Annotated in this window: 17 protein-coding genes; 16 read left to right on the plus strand and 1 reads right to left on the minus strand. The window is 47.4% G+C overall.

The features are described 5' to 3' along the window. The first annotated feature begins 54 nt into the window (after nucleotides 1-54). The 3 genes from groL (at nucleotide 55) to KZE55_RS02685 (ending at nucleotide 3,968) form a co-directional block, all read left to right on the plus strand. Nucleotides 55-1,674, plus strand: a complete 1,620-nt coding sequence (gene groL / locus KZE55_RS02675) for a chaperonin GroEL (RefSeq protein ID WP_222259057.1) — start codon at nucleotides 55-57, stop codon at nucleotides 1,672-1,674. A gap of 182 nt (nucleotides 1,675-1,856) precedes the next feature. Next, on the plus strand, nucleotides 1,857-3,695 hold the full coding sequence (locus tag KZE55_RS02680) for an APC family permease (protein ID WP_222259059.1): 1,839 nt from the start codon (nucleotides 1,857-1,859) through the stop codon (nucleotides 3,693-3,695). A 12-nt stretch (nucleotides 3,696-3,707) separates the two neighbouring features. Further along, nucleotides 3,708-3,968: a hypothetical protein gene (locus tag KZE55_RS02685; protein ID WP_222259061.1), complete on the plus strand. Its 261-nt coding sequence runs from the start codon at nucleotides 3,708-3,710 to the stop codon at nucleotides 3,966-3,968. Between the two features lie 272 nt (nucleotides 3,969-4,240). Here KZE55_RS02685 and KZE55_RS02690 read toward each other — a convergent pair whose 3' ends face one another. After that, nucleotides 4,241-4,885 (minus strand): YigZ family protein, encoded by a 645-nt coding sequence (locus KZE55_RS02690; RefSeq protein WP_222259063.1) that lies wholly within the window; start codon nucleotides 4,883-4,885, stop codon nucleotides 4,241-4,243. Nucleotides 4,886-4,951: 66 nt separating this feature from the next. On the opposite strand from KZE55_RS02690, the gene KZE55_RS02695 reads away from it, so the two are divergent. The 13 genes from KZE55_RS02695 to KZE55_RS02755 all read left to right on the plus strand — a co-directional run bounded on the left by KZE55_RS02695 (nucleotide 4,952) and on the right by KZE55_RS02755 (nucleotide 18,888). Beyond that, nucleotides 4,952-6,292, plus strand: coding sequence for an ATP-dependent helicase ComFA (locus tag KZE55_RS02695; protein WP_222259065.1), 1,341 nt, complete (start codon nucleotides 4,952-4,954; stop codon nucleotides 6,290-6,292). Nucleotides 6,293-6,440: 148 nt separating this feature from the next. Beyond that, on the plus strand, nucleotides 6,441-6,947 hold the full coding sequence (locus KZE55_RS02700; RefSeq protein ID WP_261313292.1) for a ComF family protein: 507 nt from the start codon (nucleotides 6,441-6,443) through the stop codon (nucleotides 6,945-6,947). 132 nt (nucleotides 6,948-7,079) lie between these two features. Continuing rightward, the gene (gene hpf, locus KZE55_RS02705; protein ID WP_222259069.1) at nucleotides 7,080-7,622 is read left to right on the plus strand and encodes a ribosome hibernation-promoting factor, HPF/YfiA family; all 543 of its coding nucleotides are present in this window, start codon (nucleotides 7,080-7,082) and stop codon (nucleotides 7,620-7,622) included. Between the two features lie 244 nt (nucleotides 7,623-7,866). Then, entirely contained in the window at nucleotides 7,867-10,230 is a 2,364-nt protein-coding gene (secA, locus tag KZE55_RS02710) for a preprotein translocase subunit SecA (RefSeq protein ID WP_222259071.1), read from the plus strand. Nucleotides 10,231-10,311: 81 nt separating this feature from the next. Continuing rightward, nucleotides 10,312-11,428 (plus strand): peptide chain release factor 2 gene (prfB, locus tag KZE55_RS02715; RefSeq protein ID WP_396442464.1). Its coding sequence is split into 2 segments (ribosomal slippage): nucleotides 10,312-10,383 and nucleotides 10,385-11,428, totalling 1,116 coding nucleotides; the frame shifts between segments, so codons are not numbered across the junction. Between the two features lie 55 nt (nucleotides 11,429-11,483). Continuing rightward, nucleotides 11,484-11,825 carry a PspC domain-containing protein gene (locus KZE55_RS02720; RefSeq protein ID WP_222259083.1) on the plus strand — a complete coding sequence of 114 codons (342 nt, stop codon included), beginning with the start codon at nucleotides 11,484-11,486 and terminating at the stop codon, nucleotides 11,823-11,825. Next, nucleotides 11,825-12,181: a phage holin family protein gene (locus tag KZE55_RS02725; protein ID WP_222259085.1), complete on the plus strand. Its 357-nt coding sequence runs from the start codon at nucleotides 11,825-11,827 to the stop codon at nucleotides 12,179-12,181. Before KZE55_RS02720 ends, KZE55_RS02725 begins: the two co-directional genes overlap by 1 nt. A 13-nt stretch (nucleotides 12,182-12,194) precedes the next feature. After that, complete coding sequence (gene hprK / locus KZE55_RS02730) at nucleotides 12,195-13,148, plus strand: HPr(Ser) kinase/phosphatase (protein WP_222259087.1); 954 nt, start codon at nucleotides 12,195-12,197, stop codon at nucleotides 13,146-13,148. After that, a complete protein-coding gene (gene lgt, locus KZE55_RS02735) occupies nucleotides 13,148-13,969 on the plus strand; it encodes a prolipoprotein diacylglyceryl transferase (RefSeq protein WP_222259089.1) in 822 nt (273 codons plus the stop codon). Before hprK ends, lgt begins: the two co-directional genes overlap by 1 nt. A 16-nt stretch (nucleotides 13,970-13,985) precedes the next feature. Then, nucleotides 13,986-15,002 (plus strand): NAD(P)H-dependent glycerol-3-phosphate dehydrogenase, encoded by a 1,017-nt coding sequence (locus KZE55_RS02740; protein WP_222259091.1) that lies wholly within the window; start codon nucleotides 13,986-13,988, stop codon nucleotides 15,000-15,002. A 62-nt stretch (nucleotides 15,003-15,064) separates the two neighbouring features. Beyond that, on the plus strand, nucleotides 15,065-15,973 hold the full coding sequence (gene galU, locus KZE55_RS02745; protein ID WP_222259093.1) for a UTP--glucose-1-phosphate uridylyltransferase GalU: 909 nt from the start codon (nucleotides 15,065-15,067) through the stop codon (nucleotides 15,971-15,973). A gap of 135 nt (nucleotides 15,974-16,108) precedes the next feature. After that, nucleotides 16,109-17,041, plus strand: coding sequence for a thioredoxin-disulfide reductase (gene trxB, locus KZE55_RS02750; RefSeq protein ID WP_222259095.1), 933 nt, complete (start codon nucleotides 16,109-16,111; stop codon nucleotides 17,039-17,041). A gap of 119 nt (nucleotides 17,042-17,160) precedes the next feature. Further along, on the plus strand, nucleotides 17,161-18,888 hold the full coding sequence (locus tag KZE55_RS02755) for a phospho-sugar mutase (protein ID WP_222259097.1): 1,728 nt from the start codon (nucleotides 17,161-17,163) through the stop codon (nucleotides 18,886-18,888). The last annotated feature ends 189 nt before the right edge of the window (nucleotides 18,889-19,077 follow it).

A 19,077-nucleotide genomic window follows, 5' to 3' on the forward strand; every position in this document is an offset into this window, starting at 1 on the left:
AATCATAATATAATCGCTTAAATAAAATCTATTCTATTTTTGAGGTGACAATTAATGGCAAAAGATATTAAATTTGCTGAAGACGCACGGAGTGCAATGCTTGCCGGTGTTGATAAGTTAGCTGACACTGTTAAGACCACCATGGGTCCGAAGGGTCGGAACGTTGTTTTAGGTCAAAAGTATGGTAATCCAAACATCACTAATGATGGTGTTACGATTGCTAAGGACATTGAATTAGAAGATCCATTCGAAAACATGGGTGCTAAGCTGGTTGCCGAAGTTGCTTCCAAGACCAACGACATTGCTGGTGACGGTACTACTACTGCTACCGTTTTAACCCAAGCAATTGTCAATGCCGGAATGAAGAACGTTACTTCTGGTGCTAACCCAGTTGGTATTCGTCGCGGGATTGAAAAGGCTACTGCAGTTGCAGTTGATGCATTAAAGAAGATGTCACACGACGTTAAGACCAAGAGTGACATTGAACAAATCGCTTCTATTTCAGCTGCTAACCCTGAAGTTGGTAAGTTAATTGCTGACGCCATGGAAAAGGTTGGCCACGATGGTGTTATCACCATTGAAGATTCTCGTGGTGTTGACACGAGTGTTAACGTGGTTGAAGGGATGAGCTTTGACCGTGGTTACATGTCTCAATACATGGTAACTGACAATGATAAGATGGAAGCTGACTTGGATAACCCATACATCCTGATTACTGACAAGAAGATCAGCAATATTCAAGACATCTTGCCATTACTGCAAAACGTTGTTCAGCAAGGCCGGGCTCTGTTGATCATTGCCGATGACATTACCGGTGAAGCTCTGCCAACCCTTGTTTTGAACAAGATTCGTGGTACCTTCAACGTATGTGCCGTTAAGGCTCCTGGCTTTGGTGACCGGCGGAAGGCCCAATTGCAAGATATCGCTGTATTGACCGGTGGTACGGTCATTTCTGATGACCTGGGCATGAACCTGAAGGACGTTACGATTGATCAATTAGGTCAAGCTAACAAGGTTACGGTTACTAAGGACGCCACTACCATTGTTGATGGCTCCGGCGCTAAGGAAGCCATTGCCGAACGGGTTGACCAAATCAAGCAAGCCATTGCCAAGACCACTTCTGACTTTGACAAGGACAAGCTCCAAGAACGGTTGGCAAAGCTTTCTGGTGGTGTTGCCGTTGTTAAGGTTGGTGCCGCAACCGAAACTGAATTGAAGGAAAAGAAGTACCGTGTCGAAGATGCCTTGAACGCAACGCGGGCTGCTGTCGAAGAAGGATTCGTTCCTGGTGGTGGAACGGCCTTAGTAAACATCATTCCTGCTCTGGAAAAGATTGACGCAACTGGTGATGAGTTAACTGGTGTTAAGATCGTAACTTCCGCTCTGGAAGCACCTGTTCGTCAAATTGCTGAAAATGCCGGGGTTGAAGGTTCTGTTATTGTAAATGAACTCAAGGACCAAGACGACGGTATTGGTTACAACGCTGCTGATGGCAAGTTCGAAGATATGGTTAAGGCCGGAATCGTTGACCCAACAATGGTTACCCGTTCTGCCTTACAAAACGCTGCTTCTGTATCCGCATTATTGCTGACTACGGAAGCCGTTGTTGCTGACAAGCCAGAAGCTAACGACAAGCCACAAGCACCTGCACAACCAGGTCCGGCTATGATGTAATTACAAACTCAACTATAAAGAAGGGGGACTATTCAGTCCTCTTTTTTTATTTCCCGGGAAATTTTCTCAAAAAGTAAAATAATCGTCGCAATGGTAATTGCAAAGTAGGATAATTAGTTGTAACATTGTTCAGTCATAAGGAATAATATCAAAGTAAAAATATATGTGTAGGGAGGATAGCTATGTGGCGTTATCTTAAACGTGTATTAATTGGGAAACCATTAAAAACCCTTGATGAGGGGCAGACGCACCTTACGAAGTTTAAAGCTTTGGCAATACTTTCGTCAGATGCTATTTCGTCAGTTGCCTATGGTCCTGAACAAATTACAACGGTCTTGGTTGCACTGTCTGCAGCGGCACTATGGTACTCAATTCCAATTGCCGCGATTGTGCTGATCTTGCTATTGGCCATTACCTTGTCATACCAGCAAATCATCCATGCATACCCAAGCGGTGGTGGGGCCTACGTGGTTGCCACCGAGAACTGGGGAAGCAATGGGGGCCTATTTGCCGGGGGCTCATTGTTGGTTGACTACATGTTGACCGTCGCGGTATCGACGACTTCTGGGGTTGAAGCGATTACCTCGGCCGTCCCCGCCTTATACCGGTTTTTGATTCCAATTGCAATTATCATTGTCTTACTGATTATGTTTATGAACCTGCGGGGGATGAGTGAAAGTGCTAATTTCCTGACGGTGCCCGTCTATTTCTTTGTAATCATGATCTTTATTATGATTGCGGTCGGTATTTACAACATTATGACTGGCCATATCCATTACCAGGCACCAGCGGACTATGGAACCCCGGTTGCCGGGATGTCCTACGTCCTCTTTATTCGGGCGTTCTCGGCTGGTTCCTCCTCACTGACGGGGGTGGAAGCAGTAAGCAATGCCGTGCCGAACTTTAATAAACCAAAGGAGAAGAACGCAGCAACGACTCTGGCAATTATGAGTGCCATCCTGGCAACCTTCTTTATTGCCATTATCTTCTTCAGCTTCTTCATTGGGATTGTACCGAATGGCCGAACAACCGTCCTTTCTCAGATTGCTTTGACAATCTTTGGGGGACACGGCCTTGGCTTTTACCTGTTACAACTATCAACGGCAATGATCTTAGCAGTCGCCGCTAATACGGGTTTCTCGGCCTTCCCAATTTTGGCCTTCAATATGGCTAAGGATAAGTACATGCCCCACGCATTCATGGACCGGGGAGACCGGCTCGGTTATTCTAACGGAATTATTTCTCTGGCAATCGGGGCAATTATTTTAATCATGATTTTCCATGGGCAAACGAATAACCTGATTCCACTATATGCTGTGGGGGTCTTTGTACCGTTTACGCTCTCCCAGTCAGGGATGATTATTCACTGGTTCCGGACCCGGCAGGGGATTTGGCTAGCAAAAGCTTTTATTAACTTTATCGGTGCCGTAATTTCCCTTTGCCTGGTGGCTTTCCTATTCTGGCAACATTTCAATAATGTCTGGCCTTACCTAATCATCATGCCATTGTTGTTGTACATGTTCCACCGGATTCATTCGCACTACATTAAGGTTGCTGCCCAACTCCGGGTGGCCGAAAAGACGAAGGTCCAGCTCCATGATTATGATGGTGCCACGGTCATCGTTCTGGTCGGTAACGTTACTCGGGTGACCCGAGGGGCGATTAACTACGCCCGGTCAATTGGCGACTACGTTATCGCCATGCATGTTTCCTTTGATGAGAACCCGGGGAAAGAGCATAAGACTGCTAATGAATTTAAAGCAGAATATCCTGACGTTCGTTTCGTAGATATTCACTCCTCATACCGGTCAATTGCTAAACCAACATTGCGGTTTGTTGATGTCATCGCTAAGCGGGCGGAGGCCCGGAACTATTCAACCACGGTTCTGGTTCCCCAGTTCATTCCTAAGCACCCATGGCAACTGGCACTGCATAACCAGACCAGTGTTCGCCTACGGGCAGTGCTGAATTCGCGGGAAAATATCATCGTTGCTAGTTACAACTACCACTTACATGAATAGCTGGTGGCTAGTATGAAGATAAAAGAGACGCTACTTGGGCTTGCCTTTGCACTGGGGTTGGTATTCGCTGCCGGCTATTCGATTGATAACCGGGGCTTTCATTCCGGACTATCTGGAATCGTTGGTTGTATGCTGATCCTAGTTGCATATGTGGGCTTTAACTGGCAAAAAATTAAGGCGGGTAACCCCCATACTCGCCACCTACTATGGGGCTTAGGTAGTTTACTTGCCTTTATCATTGTCCTTGATATTTTAGAAGTTGTTTTAACTTAAACAACCTAAGAATTAGTTCAGAACGAAAATAATTGTTCCGGACTTTTTGTTACCCTAAAGATAGGGGGAGTGACATAAGTCTCCTATATAGTTGAAAATGCTATAGCACAGTACACAAAGAGGCTCTAACGTTCGGATCTTCCGAGCGCCAGAGTCCTCTTTGTGCTTTCTAAAGACTTGCTTCGTTTCGACGGGAGTTCCCTACAGGCTAACTTCGCGTCGAAAAGCGAACTAGCAATCTAGTGCTGTCTCACTCCCGTTTGGAAGTTGAATTATTTTTGCGGTTCAAAGGGAAGCTCATTAAAGCGCCTCTCACCTTCACTAATCTCTAATTGGTTATTAAAGCGGTTTGTGAGGTCCTGGATGGTGGCCTTGATTTGATCGATATCGACGAAAACGCTCGTAACAACGTTAGCTCCGTACTGTTCGTTAGCCAGCTCAAGACGATTTTCTTTAAGGTAATAAAGCAGGGGGTCGTGTTGGCGATAAGAGACTGTGATGTTTAGCGTTGCTTGTTGGATGCGCTGGACCAACCCTGCCTGGTGAATTGCCTTTGTCGTGACGTTACTATATGCCCGGATCAGGCCACCAGCTCCTAACTTGATACCACCAAAGTAACGGGTAACGACGGCCACCACGTTGTGTAGTTTAGCTAATTGAAGAGATTCGAGGATTGGTACCCCTGCCGTGCCACTAGGCTCCCCATTGTCACTTTCTCGTTGGACCTGGTCATTATCACCAATCATATAGGCAAAGCAGTTATGGTTTGCCTTTTTATTTTGCGCTTGGATTTTTTTGATAAACTCTTGAGCCGCGGACTCACTGTTGACCCGCTTCAGTGAGCAGATGAAGCGGGACTTCTTAATTACCAGTTCAAAAGCAGTGTCTTTGGCAATAGTCAGAAATGGTTCGTTCATAATTTGATTGCTCTTCTTTCGTGCGTGATTACTTTGTTAACGTAATTAATTAGTGGAGGGGATTAAATGGATAAGAGTGATTACTATGGCCGGCGAGTTTTAGTGAACTGGGTTGACCAGCAGCAAAAACCTGACTCGGCAATCAAGATCTTACCGACAATCGCGGTTTCTACCCAGACTGTTCGCTGCTACCGGTGTAATACCGAAACGCCCAAACGGTTAGCAGCATTACCTAATGGCGAATATTATTGTCCCCACTGCATTAATTTAGGACGGGTATCAACACTAGATAAATTTTATCATGTTCCTGAGCCAAATCAATTTACGGTTAAGGAGCCGGTTTTGAGCTGGCACGGTCAATTATCGCCACTTCAGGCAAGGGCGGCTAAGCAGGTGACGTCCCGGATGAAGGGTCACCAACGACAACTACTGTGGGCAGTGACGGGGGCCGGTAAAACCGAAATGATTTTCCTGGGACTGGCAGTTTGTTTGGCACGCCGAGAACGAATTGCTATCGCCTCACCTCGGGTAGATGTTTGCCTGGAACTTTACCCGCGCCTGCAGGCGGCCTTTGCTAGTACGGATATGGCGATTCTACACGCCCACCAGGAGTTGCCGTACCATTATGCCCAGCTAACGATTTGCACAACCCACCAATTGTTACGCTTCTACCACGCCTTTGACAACCTGATTATCGACGAGGTGGATGCTTTTCCCTTCGCTGCTAGCCCCGCCTTGTTTTTTGCTAGCCGTCAAGCAGTCAAAAAGACCGGAGGAATCCTTTATTTGACGGCGACGCCAAGCGCGGGGATGATCAAGCAGGTCCGCCGCCAGCAACTGGCAGTTACTTACTTACCCTTGCGTTATCACGGCGCCTTGCTGCCCATCATTCATCGCTACTTGGCTCCCCGGTGGCGGCGCCAAGTCAAAAAGGGGGCTTTGCCGGCAAGTCTGTTGCACCGAATACAGTTAGCGGTGGCTAATAAGCACCGTTTCCTCCTGTTTGTTCCCCACGTTGATGACTTGGCTCCTGTTGCAAGGGCCTGTCGCCGGTTACTTGCCGGGTTAAAGTTTACGACCGTTCACGCGAATGACCCCCACCGGCTGACTAAGGTTCAGGGGATGCGGGATCACCAGTACAACTTCTTGATTACAACATCCATTCTGGAACGGGGGGTAACTTTTCCGGAGATTGATGTCCTGGTTCTGGGAGCAGATGATGAAATCTTTTCTACCGCGGCACTGGTGCAAATTGCTGGACGCGCAGGCCGGAGTGCTAAACGACCAACGGGTCACGTTGGCTTTTGGGTTAGTGCCCACCGGAAAAATGTTCAGCAGGCCATCAGGCAGATCAACACGATGAACAGGAAGGGACGGCGGTGTCAAAGTGAAGTGTCTCATCTGTAAAAAAGTACTGACCTACCGTTTAACAATTAGGGACCTTCTCTGGCCGGATAAAATCAGGTTTCCAGTTATTTGCCGACAGTGTCAGCAGGGATTTGTTAAAATCGGGGAAGGTCGGTGCCCTGGTTGTGGCCGGCCCCAGGGGGTATCCATGCTCTGTACAGAATGCGAGGCGTGGCAAGAAAAATATGGCTGGCACCTTCACCACCGGGCACTTTACCAGTACAACGATGCAATGAAGGCGTTTATGCGACAGTACAAATTTAATGGCGACTACGTGATGCGGCGCGTCTTTCATGATGAATTTGTGCGGACAATCAAGGAAATTAAGGCCGAACGGGTAGTGCCAATTCCGGTAACGCCAACCACGATGAAAACACGTGGCTTTAACCAGGTGAGCGGGCTAATAACGGGGATAGTGGTTACTGAGTGTTTGCAGACCCGCCAGCAAAGCAAACAAGCGCAGTCACGGAAAAACCGTCAGGAACGGTTAGCAACTAAGCAGCCGTTTCATCTGGTGGATGACCGCCAGTTAATTAACCAAAAGGTCCTCCTTGTTGATGATGTTTACACCACGGGACGGACCCTTTACCATGCCGCCACGTTAATTCACAAGGCCGGCGCCCGGGAGGTTATAAGTATATCTTTAGCGCGTTAAATTCTTTTAAAGGATTTGTGAATAAATTTGTTAATTAATCACAAGTACACTATAATAAAAGTAGGATATGAGAAGAGTGGTCCTTCTGATATCAGATCAAGCGTTTGCTTGGACTGAAAGGAGAGAAGTACAATGTTAAAGTTCAATATTCGTGGTGAAAATGTCGAAGTTACTGATGCAATCCGTGATTATGTTGTTAAACGGATTACTAAGCTTCAAAAATTCTTTGAGGATAGTGTTGAAGCTACCGCCCACGTGAACTTGAAGGTTTACCCTAACCGTACTTACAAGGTTGAGGTTACTATCCCATTACCATACTTAACTTTACGGGCAGAAGAAACTTCTAACGACATGTATGGAAGTGTCGACCTGGTTACTGATAAGTTGGAACGGCAAATTCGTAAGTACAAGACTAAGGTTAACCGCAAGTCCCGTGAAAAGGGATTTAAGAACCTTGAATTTGTACCATCTGACGATGAAGCAGCTAGTGGCGATGAATTAAAGATTGTGCGGACAAAGCAAGTTTCACTGAAACCAATGGATCCTGAAGAAGCCGTTCTACAAATGGACATGTTAGGTCATGACTTTTTCGTATTCCAAGACGCGGAAACCGATGGAACCAGCATTGTTTATCGGCGTCGTGATGGCCGTTACGGCTTAATTGAAGCTGAATAAACCGCCTGATCGCTGAGTTTAATCTCGTTATGAACAGACTCCGGTAGGGGGAATTCCCCAGCTACCGGAGTCTATTTTGCTTAATGGGGATGCAATTCGGGAGCATTATTTAACATCGATTTGATTTGGTTTTCAATCCTCCTTCAACGTGTTAAAATATTACAGTTAGAATTAAAAATATAATTGGCTTGAGTAGCGTATTTTTCATACCTAACAAGTCAAATAAATTAGGAAGGACGCTTTTATGGCCAACATTTTAAAAAAATGGATTGAAAGCGATCGCCGTGAATTACGGCGGATTAATAAAATCGCAAATAAAGTCGAAGCCTACGCAAAACCGATGGCGGACTTAAGCGATGATCAATTAAAAGCAAAGACGGATGAGTTCCGTCAACGCTACCAAAAGGGGGAATCGCTGGATAAGCTGCTTCCCGAGGCATTCGCGGTTGCCAGGGAAGGAGCTAAGCGGGTCCTCGGCCTTTACCCATTCCACGTTCAAATCATGGGGGGGATTGTCCTCCACGAAGGTAACATTGCGGAAATGAAGACCGGTGAAGGGAAGACCTTGACCGCCACGATGCCCGTTTACCTCAACGCCATTTCTGGAAAGGGTGTTCACGTTATTACCGTTAACGAATACCTTTCCAAACGTGATGCAACTGAAATGGGTCAGCTTTATAACTGGCTGGGCTGTAGTGTTGGTATCAATAACTCTGAGATGAGCCCGGACGAGAAGCGGAAAGCCTACCAGGCGGACATTATGTACTCGACTAACAGTGAGATCGGGTTTGACTACCTCCGTGACAATATGGCGGTATATAAGGAGGACCAGGTTCAGCGGGGATTAAACTACGCCATCGTCGACGAAGTGGACTCGATTTTGATCGATGAAGCCCGGACGCCACTGATCATTTCTGGACCAGGGACGGGGACTTCCAAGCTTTACAAGCAAACGGACCGTTTCGTCAAGCAACTAAAGAATGAGGTCGACTATAAGGTAGACCTGGAGTCTAAGACTGTTTCCCTGACGGATGAGGGGATTAAGAAGGCGGAAAAGTACTTTAACTTGAAGAACCTGTATGATCCAGAGAACACGGCTTTGACCCACCACCTCGACCAAGCCCTGCGTGCCAACTACATTATGCACCTGGATAAGGACTACGTGGTTTCCGATGGTGAAGTCCTGATCGTTGATTCCTTCACTGGACGGGTTATGCAAGGCCGGCGCTTCTCTGATGGTCTTCACCAAGCAATTGAAGCTAAGGAAGGCGTTAAGATTCAGGAAGAGAACAAGACCATGGCCAATATCACCTACCAGAACTTGTTCCGAATGTACAACAAGCTTGCCGGGATGACCGGGACGGCGAAAACTGAACAGGAAGAATTTCGTGAAATTTACAATATGGAGACCATTACCATTCCGACTAACCGGCCGGTCATCCGAAAAGATGAACCAGACCTCCTGTACCCGACTTTGCAAAGTAAATTTGCAGCGGTTGTTAAGCGGATTAAGAGCCTCCATGCGAAGGGACAACCAATCCTGGTCGGGACGGTTGCGGTTGAAACTTCAGAATACTTGTCGCACCTTTTAGATCAAGAGCACATTCCCCACGTTGTCTTAAATGCGAAGAACCACGCTAAGGAAGCCGAAATCATTAAGAATGCCGGTCAACGGGGTGCGGTTACCATCGCGACAAACATGGCCGGACGGGGAACCGACATTAAGTTGGGTCCCGGTGTTCGTGAACTTGGTGGCCTGGCGGTTATCGGAACCGAACGGCACGAATCGCGGCGGATTGATAACCAGCTGCGTGGGCGTTCTGGTCGTCAGGGTGATCCGGGCCTTTCTCAGTTCTACCTGTCATTGGAAGATGATTTGATGAAACGGTTCGGTGGTGAACGAATCAAGGCCTTCCTTGACCGGATGAAGGTCCAAGGTGACGACGCGGTAATCAAGAGTCGCTTCTTGACGCGGCAGGTTGAATCTGCTCAGAAGCGGGTTGAAGGGAACAACTACGACTCCCGGAAGAACGTTTTGCAGTATGATGATGTAATGCGTGAACAACGGGAAATCATCTACAAGGAACGTCAGCAAGTAATTACTGAGACCAAGTCTTTGAAGTGGGTCCTAATGCCAATCTTCAAGCGGACCATCCAACGAGAAGTGGAACAACACACCTTGGGGAACCGCAAAGAATGGGACCTTCAAGGAATCGTCGACTTTGCCGAGGAGGTAATTGTTAAGCCGGACACCATTTCCGTTAAGGACCTGGAAGGAAAGAGTCAGGAAGAAATTACTGACTTCCTGATGGGCTTTGCTAAGAAGATCTATGAGGAAAAGAAGAAGATTCTCTACGATCCTTCACAAATGCTCGAATTCGAAAAGGTCGTTCTCTTGCGGGTGGTTGATTCCCACTGGACAGACCACATTGATGTGATGGACCAGTTCCGTCAATCAGTGGGGCTCCGTGGTTATGGTCAGCTGAACCCGCTGGTTGAATACCAGACGGCCGGCTACCACATGTTTGAGCAGATGATTGCGGATATCGAATACGAAACAACGCGGTTATTCATGAAGTCGGAAATCCGGCAGAATGTAACCCGTTAATCAAAAATTGCTACTAGGTACGGCAGTAAGGTAACCCATGGCGGTACCGCTGCCGTATGTTTGTAATTGGAGGAATAGTTTGTGGAATTAAGTGAAGCAAAGAAAAAGATAGAAGCAATGCAACAAGAGGTTGCCCGCTTCGGGAGGTCTCTTTGACCTCGATGCCTTAGATGAACAGATTGCAGAAGATGAGCACCGGATGGCCGAACCCGGTTTTTGGGATGACAATGTCAAGGCCCAGAAGCTGATTAATGAGACTAACGAACTCAAGGATAAGCGGGATACTTATGTTCGGTTAAAGCAACAAATTGATGATTTGCAGACGAACGTTGAACTTTTGGAAATGGAAGCCGATCCGGACCTTGAGAAGGAATTTGAAAATTCGTTTGCCCATACCGAAAAAGCGCTTGAACAGTACCGCCTCAACCAGCTTCTGGATGGGGAATATGACAGTCACAACGCCATCCTTGAGATTCACCCCGGTGCTGGAGGAACCGAAGCTCAGGACTGGGGCGCCATGCTCTTGCGGATGTACATTCGCTGGGGTGAACAGCACGGCTTCAAGGTGGAAACGGCAAGCTACGAGGCCGGTGAAACTGCAGGACTGAAAAGTGTTACCCTCCTTATCAAGGGACATAATGTCTTTGGTTATCTCCGGAGTGAGAAAGGGGTCCACCGGCTTGTGCGGATTTCCCCGTTTGATGCGGCTGGTCGTCGGCACACCTCCTTTGCTTCAGTTGATGTAATGCCTGAATTGGATGATAGTGTTCACATTGACATCGACCCGTCTGACTTGCGAGTTGATACCTTCCGTTCAAGTGGGGCTGGTGGACAGCATATTAACAAGACTGAATCGGCAGTTCGAATTACTCACTTACCAACAGGGATCGTTACTTCATCGCAAGCCGAACGTTCACAGTTACAAAACCGCGTGACAGCGATGAATATGCTGAAGTCTAAGTTGTATGAATTAGAAGAAGAGAAAAAGGCCAAGAAACGAGCAGAGATTGAAGGCAAACAATTAGATATCGGTTGGGGGTCCCAGATTCGATCCTACGTCTTTCACCCTTACACGCTGGTTAAGGATAACCGGACTAACTATGAGACTCATAACGGTCAAGCGGTTATGGATGGGGACCTCGATCCGTTTATCAGCGCTTATCTTCAGTGGAAATTAAGCCAGAAAAATCCTCAGTAAGCCTGATTGCAGTCAGGGATAAAAGCAGGTAGTATTTAAAAAGGAGGGTGTTTTGATGCGCGAAAGTCAACATAAAAAATTAACTCGGTCAGCAAGCGACCGGATTCTTGCGGGCGTGTTTGGTGGCTTTGGGCAATACTTTAATTGTTCGCCGAATATTTTCCGAGTTGCGTATGTTATTTTAAGCATCTTGAGTGGAATTGTTCCGGGAATTATCATTTACATCATTATGATGGTTATTATCCCGCCTGATCCAACTCACCCCGGCATCTTAGGCTTCTTTAGAGCCATTAATGATATGCAGCAGGGAAGTAATTTGACATCTGCGGACTCCCGTTCACGACGAACGCTTACGGATGTTGAAGAAAAAGATATTAAAAGAAATGGAAGATCATAATGACTTTTTGGGAAAGAGTTTTAATTGATACAATTTTATTCATTGCCCTTGCCGGCTTGTTTGCGGGAACAGGGATGTTTTACATCAGTAGTGCCTGGATTGCCTTGTTAGCAAGCTTTGTCCTGGCAATTCTCAATGTATTAGTTAAACCAATTTTGGTTGTTTTGTCATTGCCAATTAATATTTTGACCTTAGGCCTCTTCAGCATTGTGATTAATGGGGCAATGCTACAGCTAACGTCGATGTTTGTTGGCCCCGCCCTTTTTCATTTTTCATCGTTTTGGTCCGCCATGTTGATTGCAATCATCATGGCCATCTGCAACACGGTGATTACCAGTCACCAGTCAGAATACTAAGGAGTGATTGAACATGGCAAACCATGTTACCGTTCAAGAATTAGTTGATAAAGTAAGATTAAAAGTTTTACAGGGAAACGACTACTTAGGTCGAACAATTACGACCAGTGACATTTCTCGGCCGGCCCTTGAGTTTGCTGGCTATTTTAAGCACTATCCAGCTATGCGGATTCAACTCCTGGGGATTACGGAGATCTCCTTTTCCAAGGACCTTAGCTATGACCAAATGACTGAATATATGACTAGGATGTGTACCCCCCAGACTCCGTGTTTTGTGATTTCTACCAACCTGCCGATTCCGGCAGAGCTGAAGCAGGCGGCTGAATATGCTAAGATTCCCATTCTAGGGACCCACCTGACGTCATCGCAGATCCTCAGTAACATGACCTCGTACCTGTTGGGTCGCCTAGCTCCCCGGAAGTCACTCCACGGGGTACTGGTAGACATCAGTGGGGTTGGTGTCCTGATTACCGGTGATTCCGGTGTCGGTAAGAGTGAAACCGCGCTGGAACTGGTTCGGCGGGGACACCGGTTAGTTGCCGATGACCGGGTAGAAGTTTATGCCCGAGACGAACAGACACTGGTTGGGACTGCCCCAGCGATTCTCCAACACCTGATGGAAATTCGGGGGATTGGGATTATTGATGTGTCCACCCTTTACGGAACCGGGGCAATCATGCCCGAGGACAACATCAACCTAATTGTCCACCTGGAAACCTGGACACCTGATGTTAAGTTTGATCGTCTTGGTGACCGGGGTGATAACCAAACAATTCAAGGAGTAATTGTTCCGAAGGTCTCGGTACCTGTTAAGACCGGGCGGAACCTCGCAATTATCATTGAATCCGCAGCAATGAACTACCGTGCCGAAACAATGGGCTACGATGCTACTAAGACGTTTGATGAAAAACTTAACCGGTTGATCAAGCAAAACTCCGCCCGCGACAGTAAGGAGCAGGGAAAATAATGGCAACGTTTTCTGGGGCCCTTAACCCGATCGTACTGAAGTTCGGCGCGGTGGAGATTCACTGGTACGGGGTAATTATTGCCTGCGGGGTCGTGCTTGCTTTGGCCCTTTCCATTAGGGAAGGTAAGCGGCAGGGAATCGCGGAGGATTACTTTTACGATTACCTCCTGTGGGCGATTCCCGTGGCAATCATCTGTGCCCGCATATACTACGTCACTTTCCAGTGGCCTTATTATGTGCACCATCCCGGTGAAATAATCGCAATTTGGGATGGGGGGATCGCTATCTATGGCGCGATAATTGGTGGTTTCCTGACTCTCTACTGCTTTTGCCGTGCCCAACATTTGTCGATGTGGACAATGGTTGATGTCATTGCCCCGGCCCTGATAATGGCCCAGGGGATTGGTCGGTGGGGTAACTTTATGAACCAGGAGGCTTTTGGCCGGGTAACGACGAGGGCGGCGCTGGTTGCCCAACACATCCCGAACTGGATTATCCAGCAGATGGACGTTGGCGGTGCTTACCGGGTACCGACATTTCTGTACGAGTCACTTTGGGATCTAATCGGCTTCGCACTTCTGATGCTTCTGCGCCACCGTCCCCATCTTTTTAAACGGGGCGAGGTATTCCTTTCGTATGTAATGTGGTATGCGGCAGGGCGCTTCGTAATTGAGGGAATGCGTACGGATAGCTTAATGTTAGGTTCCCTCCGGATTTCTCAGGTCCTGTCAGTACTTTTCTTCGTTAGTGCCCCTGTGATTATGGTAGTGCGGCGGCGAAAGGCGAAGCCAGCGTGGTATTGGTCGAGTAACAAGAATTAAATTGAGGAGAATAATTATGGCAGAAAAAATTGCGGTTTTAGGTGCTGGCTCATGGGGCAGTACATTGGCAAATATGTTGGTGGAAAATGGTCATGATGTCAAGCTGTGGGCCCGCAACCAGGCCCAGGTCGACCAGTTGAATAACGAACACGTTAATCCGGAATACATGAAGGACCTTGTATACTCTGATAAACTGGTTGCTACCACGGACATGACGGTAGCGGTAAAAGATGCCGGCGTTATTCTGATTGTCATTCCAACCAAGGGCCTCCGCCAGATAGCCGGTAAGTTGAATACCATCCTTGCCGAATTGGGCCAACGGCCGTTAATTATTCATGCTACCAAAGGATTAGAGCAAAGTACTTACAAGCGGCCCTCACAGATGATTGAAGAGGAAATTGCTCAAAAAAACCGGGCTAGCATTGTTGTCCTCTCCGGGCCGAGTCACGCTGAAGACGTTGCTATTAAGGATATGACGGCGGTTACCGCGGCAAGTGCTGACCTGGCAGCGGCTCAAAAGGTCCAGCGGCTCTTCAGTAATTCTTACTTCCGGGTCTACACCAACGATGACGTTATCGGTGCCGAGTTCGGTGCGGCCCTAAAGAACATCATTGCCATTGGTGCTGGTGCTCTGCAGGGGCTGGGTTACCACGATAATGCCCGGGCAGCGTTAATTACCCGGGGACTAGCGGAAATTCGTCGCTTAGGCGTTGCTTTTGGGGCTAACCCAATGACCTTTATTGGCTTGTCCGGAGTGGGTGACCTTGTCGTTACCGCGACGAGTAAGAACTCACGAAACTGGCGAGCTGGCTACCAGCTGGGGCAGGGTCAAAAGTTGGACGATGTGGTTGCCAACATGGGCATGGTGATTGAAGGAGTCTACACGACCAAGGCTGCTTATGAATTGAGCCGGAAACGGCAAGTCAAGATGCCCATCACTGAGGCCCTGTATGATGTTTTATATAACGGTAAGTCAATTAAGACGGCGATTGATCAGTTAATGGACCGTGACTTGACATCAGAAAACGAATAAGTATGGTAAAATACATACTGAAGATTTGAGAGAAACTGAAGTATGAAAGGAATTATGTTGTTATGAGACGTGTTAGAAAGGCAATTATTCCTGCTGCCGGTTTAGGGACCCGTTTTCTTCCCGCAACTAAGGCACTTGCTAAGGAAATGCTGCCAATTGTTGATAAGCCAACCATTCAATTTATTGTTGAAGAAGCCCGGAAGTCAGGAATCGAAGACATTGTTGTTGTCGACGGCAAGAACAAGCGGTCAATTGAAGACCACTTCGATTCAAATCCCGAACTGGAAGATAACCTGCGGTCTAAGCATAAGGACGAGATGCTAAAGCTAGTTGAAGAAACGACCGATATCAACATCTACTTCATTCGTCAATCCCACCCACGGGGCTTAGGAGATGCTGTATTAACGGCTCGGGATTTCATTGGTGACGAACCCTTTGTTGTAATGCTAGGTGACGACCTTAACAACATCAACAACAATGGTGAACCATTGACCAAGCAACTGATTGAAAGCTACCACCAGACTGGTGCTTCCACCTTGGCGGTTATGCGGGTTCCACACGAAGATACTGCCAAGTACGGTGTTATTAACCCAAGCAAGGAAGTTACCCCTGGTCTGTACAACGTCACTAGCTTTGTTGAAAAGCCAGCCCCGAAGAACGCACCGAGCGATTTGGCTATCATTGGTCGTTACGTCTTCACTCCTGAAATCTTTGATGTGCTGGCAAAGACCAAGCCGGGCAAGGGTGGCGAAATCCAACTGACCGATGCCATTGACACGATGAACCAAACTCAACGTGTCTTTGCCCGTGAATACAAGGGTGACCGTTACGACGTTGGTAATAAGTTTGGCTGGATTAAGACCAACATTGAATACGGCCTTAACCACCCACAAGTTAAGGATGAATTACGAGATTACATCAAGAACCTGGGTGCCAAGTTGACGGCCCAAGATAAGAAGGCTAAGAAGTAATCCTGATACATTATTAAAAGTAAGAGGCTGACGAATAGTAATCCGCCGGTCTCTTACTTTTAATAAGCAAAATTCTAGACAATATTTCCCTGCTCGGGTATGATAACGATAGTAAAAAGGCGAGGAGGAAGGAAAATGGCAGAAAGCAAGAAATACGATGTAATTATTATTGGCGCGGGCCCCGGTGGGATGACGACGGCCCTTTACGCATCCCGGGCAAACCTAAAAGTGGTGATGCTAGACCGGGGAGCTTACGGCGGTAATCTGAACAATACGGCTTCCATCGTCAACTACACCGGCTTCAAAGATGTCCAAGGGCCCGAACTGGCAGAGAAGATGTACCAGGGGGCAACACAATTTGGCGCCGAATATGCTTACGGGACGGTAACTAAGATTGCTACGAATGGGCAGCTAAAGGAAGTTACCACGGACATGGGCGATACCTTTACTGCTCCGGTCGTTGTGATTGCCACGGGATCTGATCACCGGAAACTCGGGGTACCCGGTGAAGAACAGTTTAGTGGTCGTGGCGTGTCCTACTGCGCTGTCTGTGACGGTGCTTTCTTTAAGGGGAAGCACTTAGTTGTTGTCGGTGGGGGTGACTCGGCTGTTGAGGAGGGGTTGTACCTGACACAACTGGCTTCTAAGGTAACGGTGCTGGTCCGTCGGGGAGAACTCCGCGCGCAACCAATGCTTCAGGATGAAGCAGCTAAGAATGATAAGATGACCTTCGTATACCACACCAGTGTCACCGAAATCGTTGGTGACGACGTTAAGGTGCGGGGGGTCAAGACCCACAATAACCAAACTGGTGAAAATAAGGAGATGGCCGCCGACGGGATCTTCATTTACGTCGGTAACATTCCAATGACCAAGCCATTTACTGATCTTGGTATCCTTGATAGTGATGGCTGGGTCAAGACGGATTCAACGATGAAGACGGCTATTCCTGGCATCTTCGCAATTGGGGATGTCCGTGAGACTCCGCTCCGCCAGATTGCCACGGCCGTTGGTGACGGTGCCATCGCTGGTCAGCAGGTCTATCAATACATTAAGGGACTAAAATAAGAAATTGGCGGTGAGTTATTTGCTTAGTAAAAGTTTAGTAAAATATATAGTAAAGGCACGCATCAGCCCCAAGATGCGGTATACTGATTACAGATTAAAGAAGTAAAGGGGACTTTATTGTGAGCTGGAAAGACACCTACCAAGTATGGAAAGAACGGACCGACCTCGATCCTAAGCTTAAGCAAGAATTAGACGCAATGAGCGATGACAAGGAGATTGAGGACGCCTTTTATGGCCCACTGTCATTTGGTACTGCTGGAATGCGGGGACTGATGGGTCCCGGCATTAACCGGATGAACATCTACACGGTTCGTCAGGCTACCGAGGGATTGGCAACCCTGATGGAATCACTGGGGGATGAAGTCAAGCAACGTGGGGTAGCAATTGGTTATGATTCTCGTCATAACTCTTACCAATTTGCCCATGATTCTGCCCGAGTATTAGGGGCTCACGGAATCAAAGTTTACATTTACGATAACGTCCGGCCAACTCCTGAACTTTCCTTCGCTGTTCGCCACAACAAGACCTATGCCGGGATTATGATCACTGCTAGTCACAACCCAATGGAATATAACGGCTACAAGATTTATGGTGAAGATGGTGGGCAGATGCCGCCAAAGGAATCCGATATGATGACCGGTTACATTCGCAAGATTGATGATATCTTTGACATCAAGCTTGCGAATGAACAGGAAATGTTAAATCATGGTTTGGAAACTGTAATGGGTGAAGATGTTGATCACGCTTACCTACAACACGCCAAGGAAGTTACGGTTAACCCTGAACTGGCAAAGGAATATGGCAAGGATATGAAGTTCGTCTTCACACCACTGTGTGGGACTGGTCGGATGCTTGGTGAACGGGCGCTGCGGCAAGCTGGCTTTACCAATTTTACGATTGAGCCAACTGAAGCTCAACCAAATGGTGACTTCCCAGGTTTGAAGCACCCCAATCCAGAATTCCCTGAAGCATTTGTTCGTTCAATCAAGCTCGGCAAAAAGATTGACGCTGATGTCTTAATTGCGACTGACCCGGATGCTGACCGTTTAGGGTGCGCCGTTCGCCAACCAAACGGTGAATATCAACTGCTGACGGGGAACCAGATTGCCTCGATCATGCTGCATTACATCCTGGAAGCCCACAAGCAGGCGGGAACTTTGCCAAAGAACGCAGCCGCCGTTAAGTCAATTGTTTCCACTAACTTTGCTGCTAAGATTGCGGAAAGCTATGGTGTTTCAATGATCAACGTTTTGACCGGGTTCAAATGGATTGCGGACCAGATTCACCAATACGAAACTGGGAAGGCCGACCACACCTTCATGTTTGGTTTTGAAGAAAGTTATGGCTACCTGATTAAGCCATTTGTTCGGGATAAGGATGCTATCCAATCACTGACCCTGCTGGCTGAGGTTGCCGCATACTACCGGAGCCGGAATATGACCCTGTACGATGGCTTGCAAGAACTCTTCAAGAAGTACGGATACTTCCGTGAAAAGACGATTGCCAATACTTACGCTGGAGTTGACGGTCCGGCAAAGATTCAGGGACTGATGAAGAAGTTTAGGGAGGAAGCACCGGCTGATTTTGCGGGTCACAAGGTTGTTGCTACTGAAGACTTCTCCAAGGGGACCAAGACAACTGCTGACGGCCAAGTGAGTGAGTTGGGAATTCCAGAATCAAACGTACTCCGCTACCTGCTTGACGATGAGACCTGGATTGCTATCCGGCCATCAGGAACGGAGCCAAAACTGAAGTTCTATATTGGAACAAGCGATGATTCACTGGATAAGGCCAATGCTAAACTTGCTGAATTTGAAAAGGCTCTGCAGGCATTCGCTGAAGAGTAAATCGTCTCGCCAATTGAATAAAAGCATGACGCCAGTAAACGGTTTACCGCCGGATACTGGCGCTTTTTTGAGCTTGCAGATTAATAGACGAATGCATGTTTGCATGATAAACTTAAATGGTGCAAAAGGGGATAAATGACTGAGAAATCAACCATTTAGATCATTCGTAAATAAAGTGAAATTGGCTTT

The sequence above is a fragment of the Limosilactobacillus panis genome, assembly GCF_019797825.1.
In the GTDB taxonomy this organism is placed as follows: Bacteria; Bacillota; Bacilli; order Lactobacillales; family Lactobacillaceae; genus Limosilactobacillus; species Limosilactobacillus panis_A.

What these genes read in the sequence shown, in the direction of transcription:
- groL (WP_222259057.1), top strand. Translation starts at nt 55, where the DNA reads ATGGCAAAAGATATTAAATTTGCTGAAGACGCACGGAGTGCAATGCTT.
- KZE55_RS02680 (WP_222259059.1), top strand. Translation starts at nt 1,857, where the DNA reads ATGTGGCGTTATCTTAAACGTGTATTAATTGGGAAACCATTAAAAACC.
- KZE55_RS02685 (WP_222259061.1), top strand. Translation starts at nt 3,708, where the DNA reads ATGAAGATAAAAGAGACGCTACTTGGGCTTGCCTTTGCACTGGGGTTG.
- KZE55_RS02690 (WP_222259063.1), bottom strand. Translation starts at nt 4,885, where the DNA reads ATGAACGAACCATTTCTGACTATTGCCAAAGACACTGCTTTTGAACTG.
- KZE55_RS02695 (WP_222259065.1), top strand. Translation starts at nt 4,952, where the DNA reads ATGGATAAGAGTGATTACTATGGCCGGCGAGTTTTAGTGAACTGGGTT.
- KZE55_RS02700 (WP_261313292.1), top strand. Translation starts at nt 6,441, where the DNA reads ATGCTCTGTACAGAATGCGAGGCGTGGCAAGAAAAATATGGCTGGCAC.
- hpf (WP_222259069.1), top strand. Translation starts at nt 7,080, where the DNA reads ATGTTAAAGTTCAATATTCGTGGTGAAAATGTCGAAGTTACTGATGCA.
- secA (WP_222259071.1), top strand. Translation starts at nt 7,867, where the DNA reads ATGGCCAACATTTTAAAAAAATGGATTGAAAGCGATCGCCGTGAATTA.
- KZE55_RS02720 (WP_222259083.1), top strand. Translation starts at nt 11,484, where the DNA reads ATGCGCGAAAGTCAACATAAAAAATTAACTCGGTCAGCAAGCGACCGG.
- KZE55_RS02725 (WP_222259085.1), top strand. Translation starts at nt 11,825, where the DNA reads ATGACTTTTTGGGAAAGAGTTTTAATTGATACAATTTTATTCATTGCC.
- hprK (WP_222259087.1), top strand. Translation starts at nt 12,195, where the DNA reads ATGGCAAACCATGTTACCGTTCAAGAATTAGTTGATAAAGTAAGATTA.
- lgt (WP_222259089.1), top strand. Translation starts at nt 13,148, where the DNA reads ATGGCAACGTTTTCTGGGGCCCTTAACCCGATCGTACTGAAGTTCGGC.
- KZE55_RS02740 (WP_222259091.1), top strand. Translation starts at nt 13,986, where the DNA reads ATGGCAGAAAAAATTGCGGTTTTAGGTGCTGGCTCATGGGGCAGTACA.
- galU (WP_222259093.1), top strand. Translation starts at nt 15,065, where the DNA reads ATGAGACGTGTTAGAAAGGCAATTATTCCTGCTGCCGGTTTAGGGACC.
- trxB (WP_222259095.1), top strand. Translation starts at nt 16,109, where the DNA reads ATGGCAGAAAGCAAGAAATACGATGTAATTATTATTGGCGCGGGCCCC.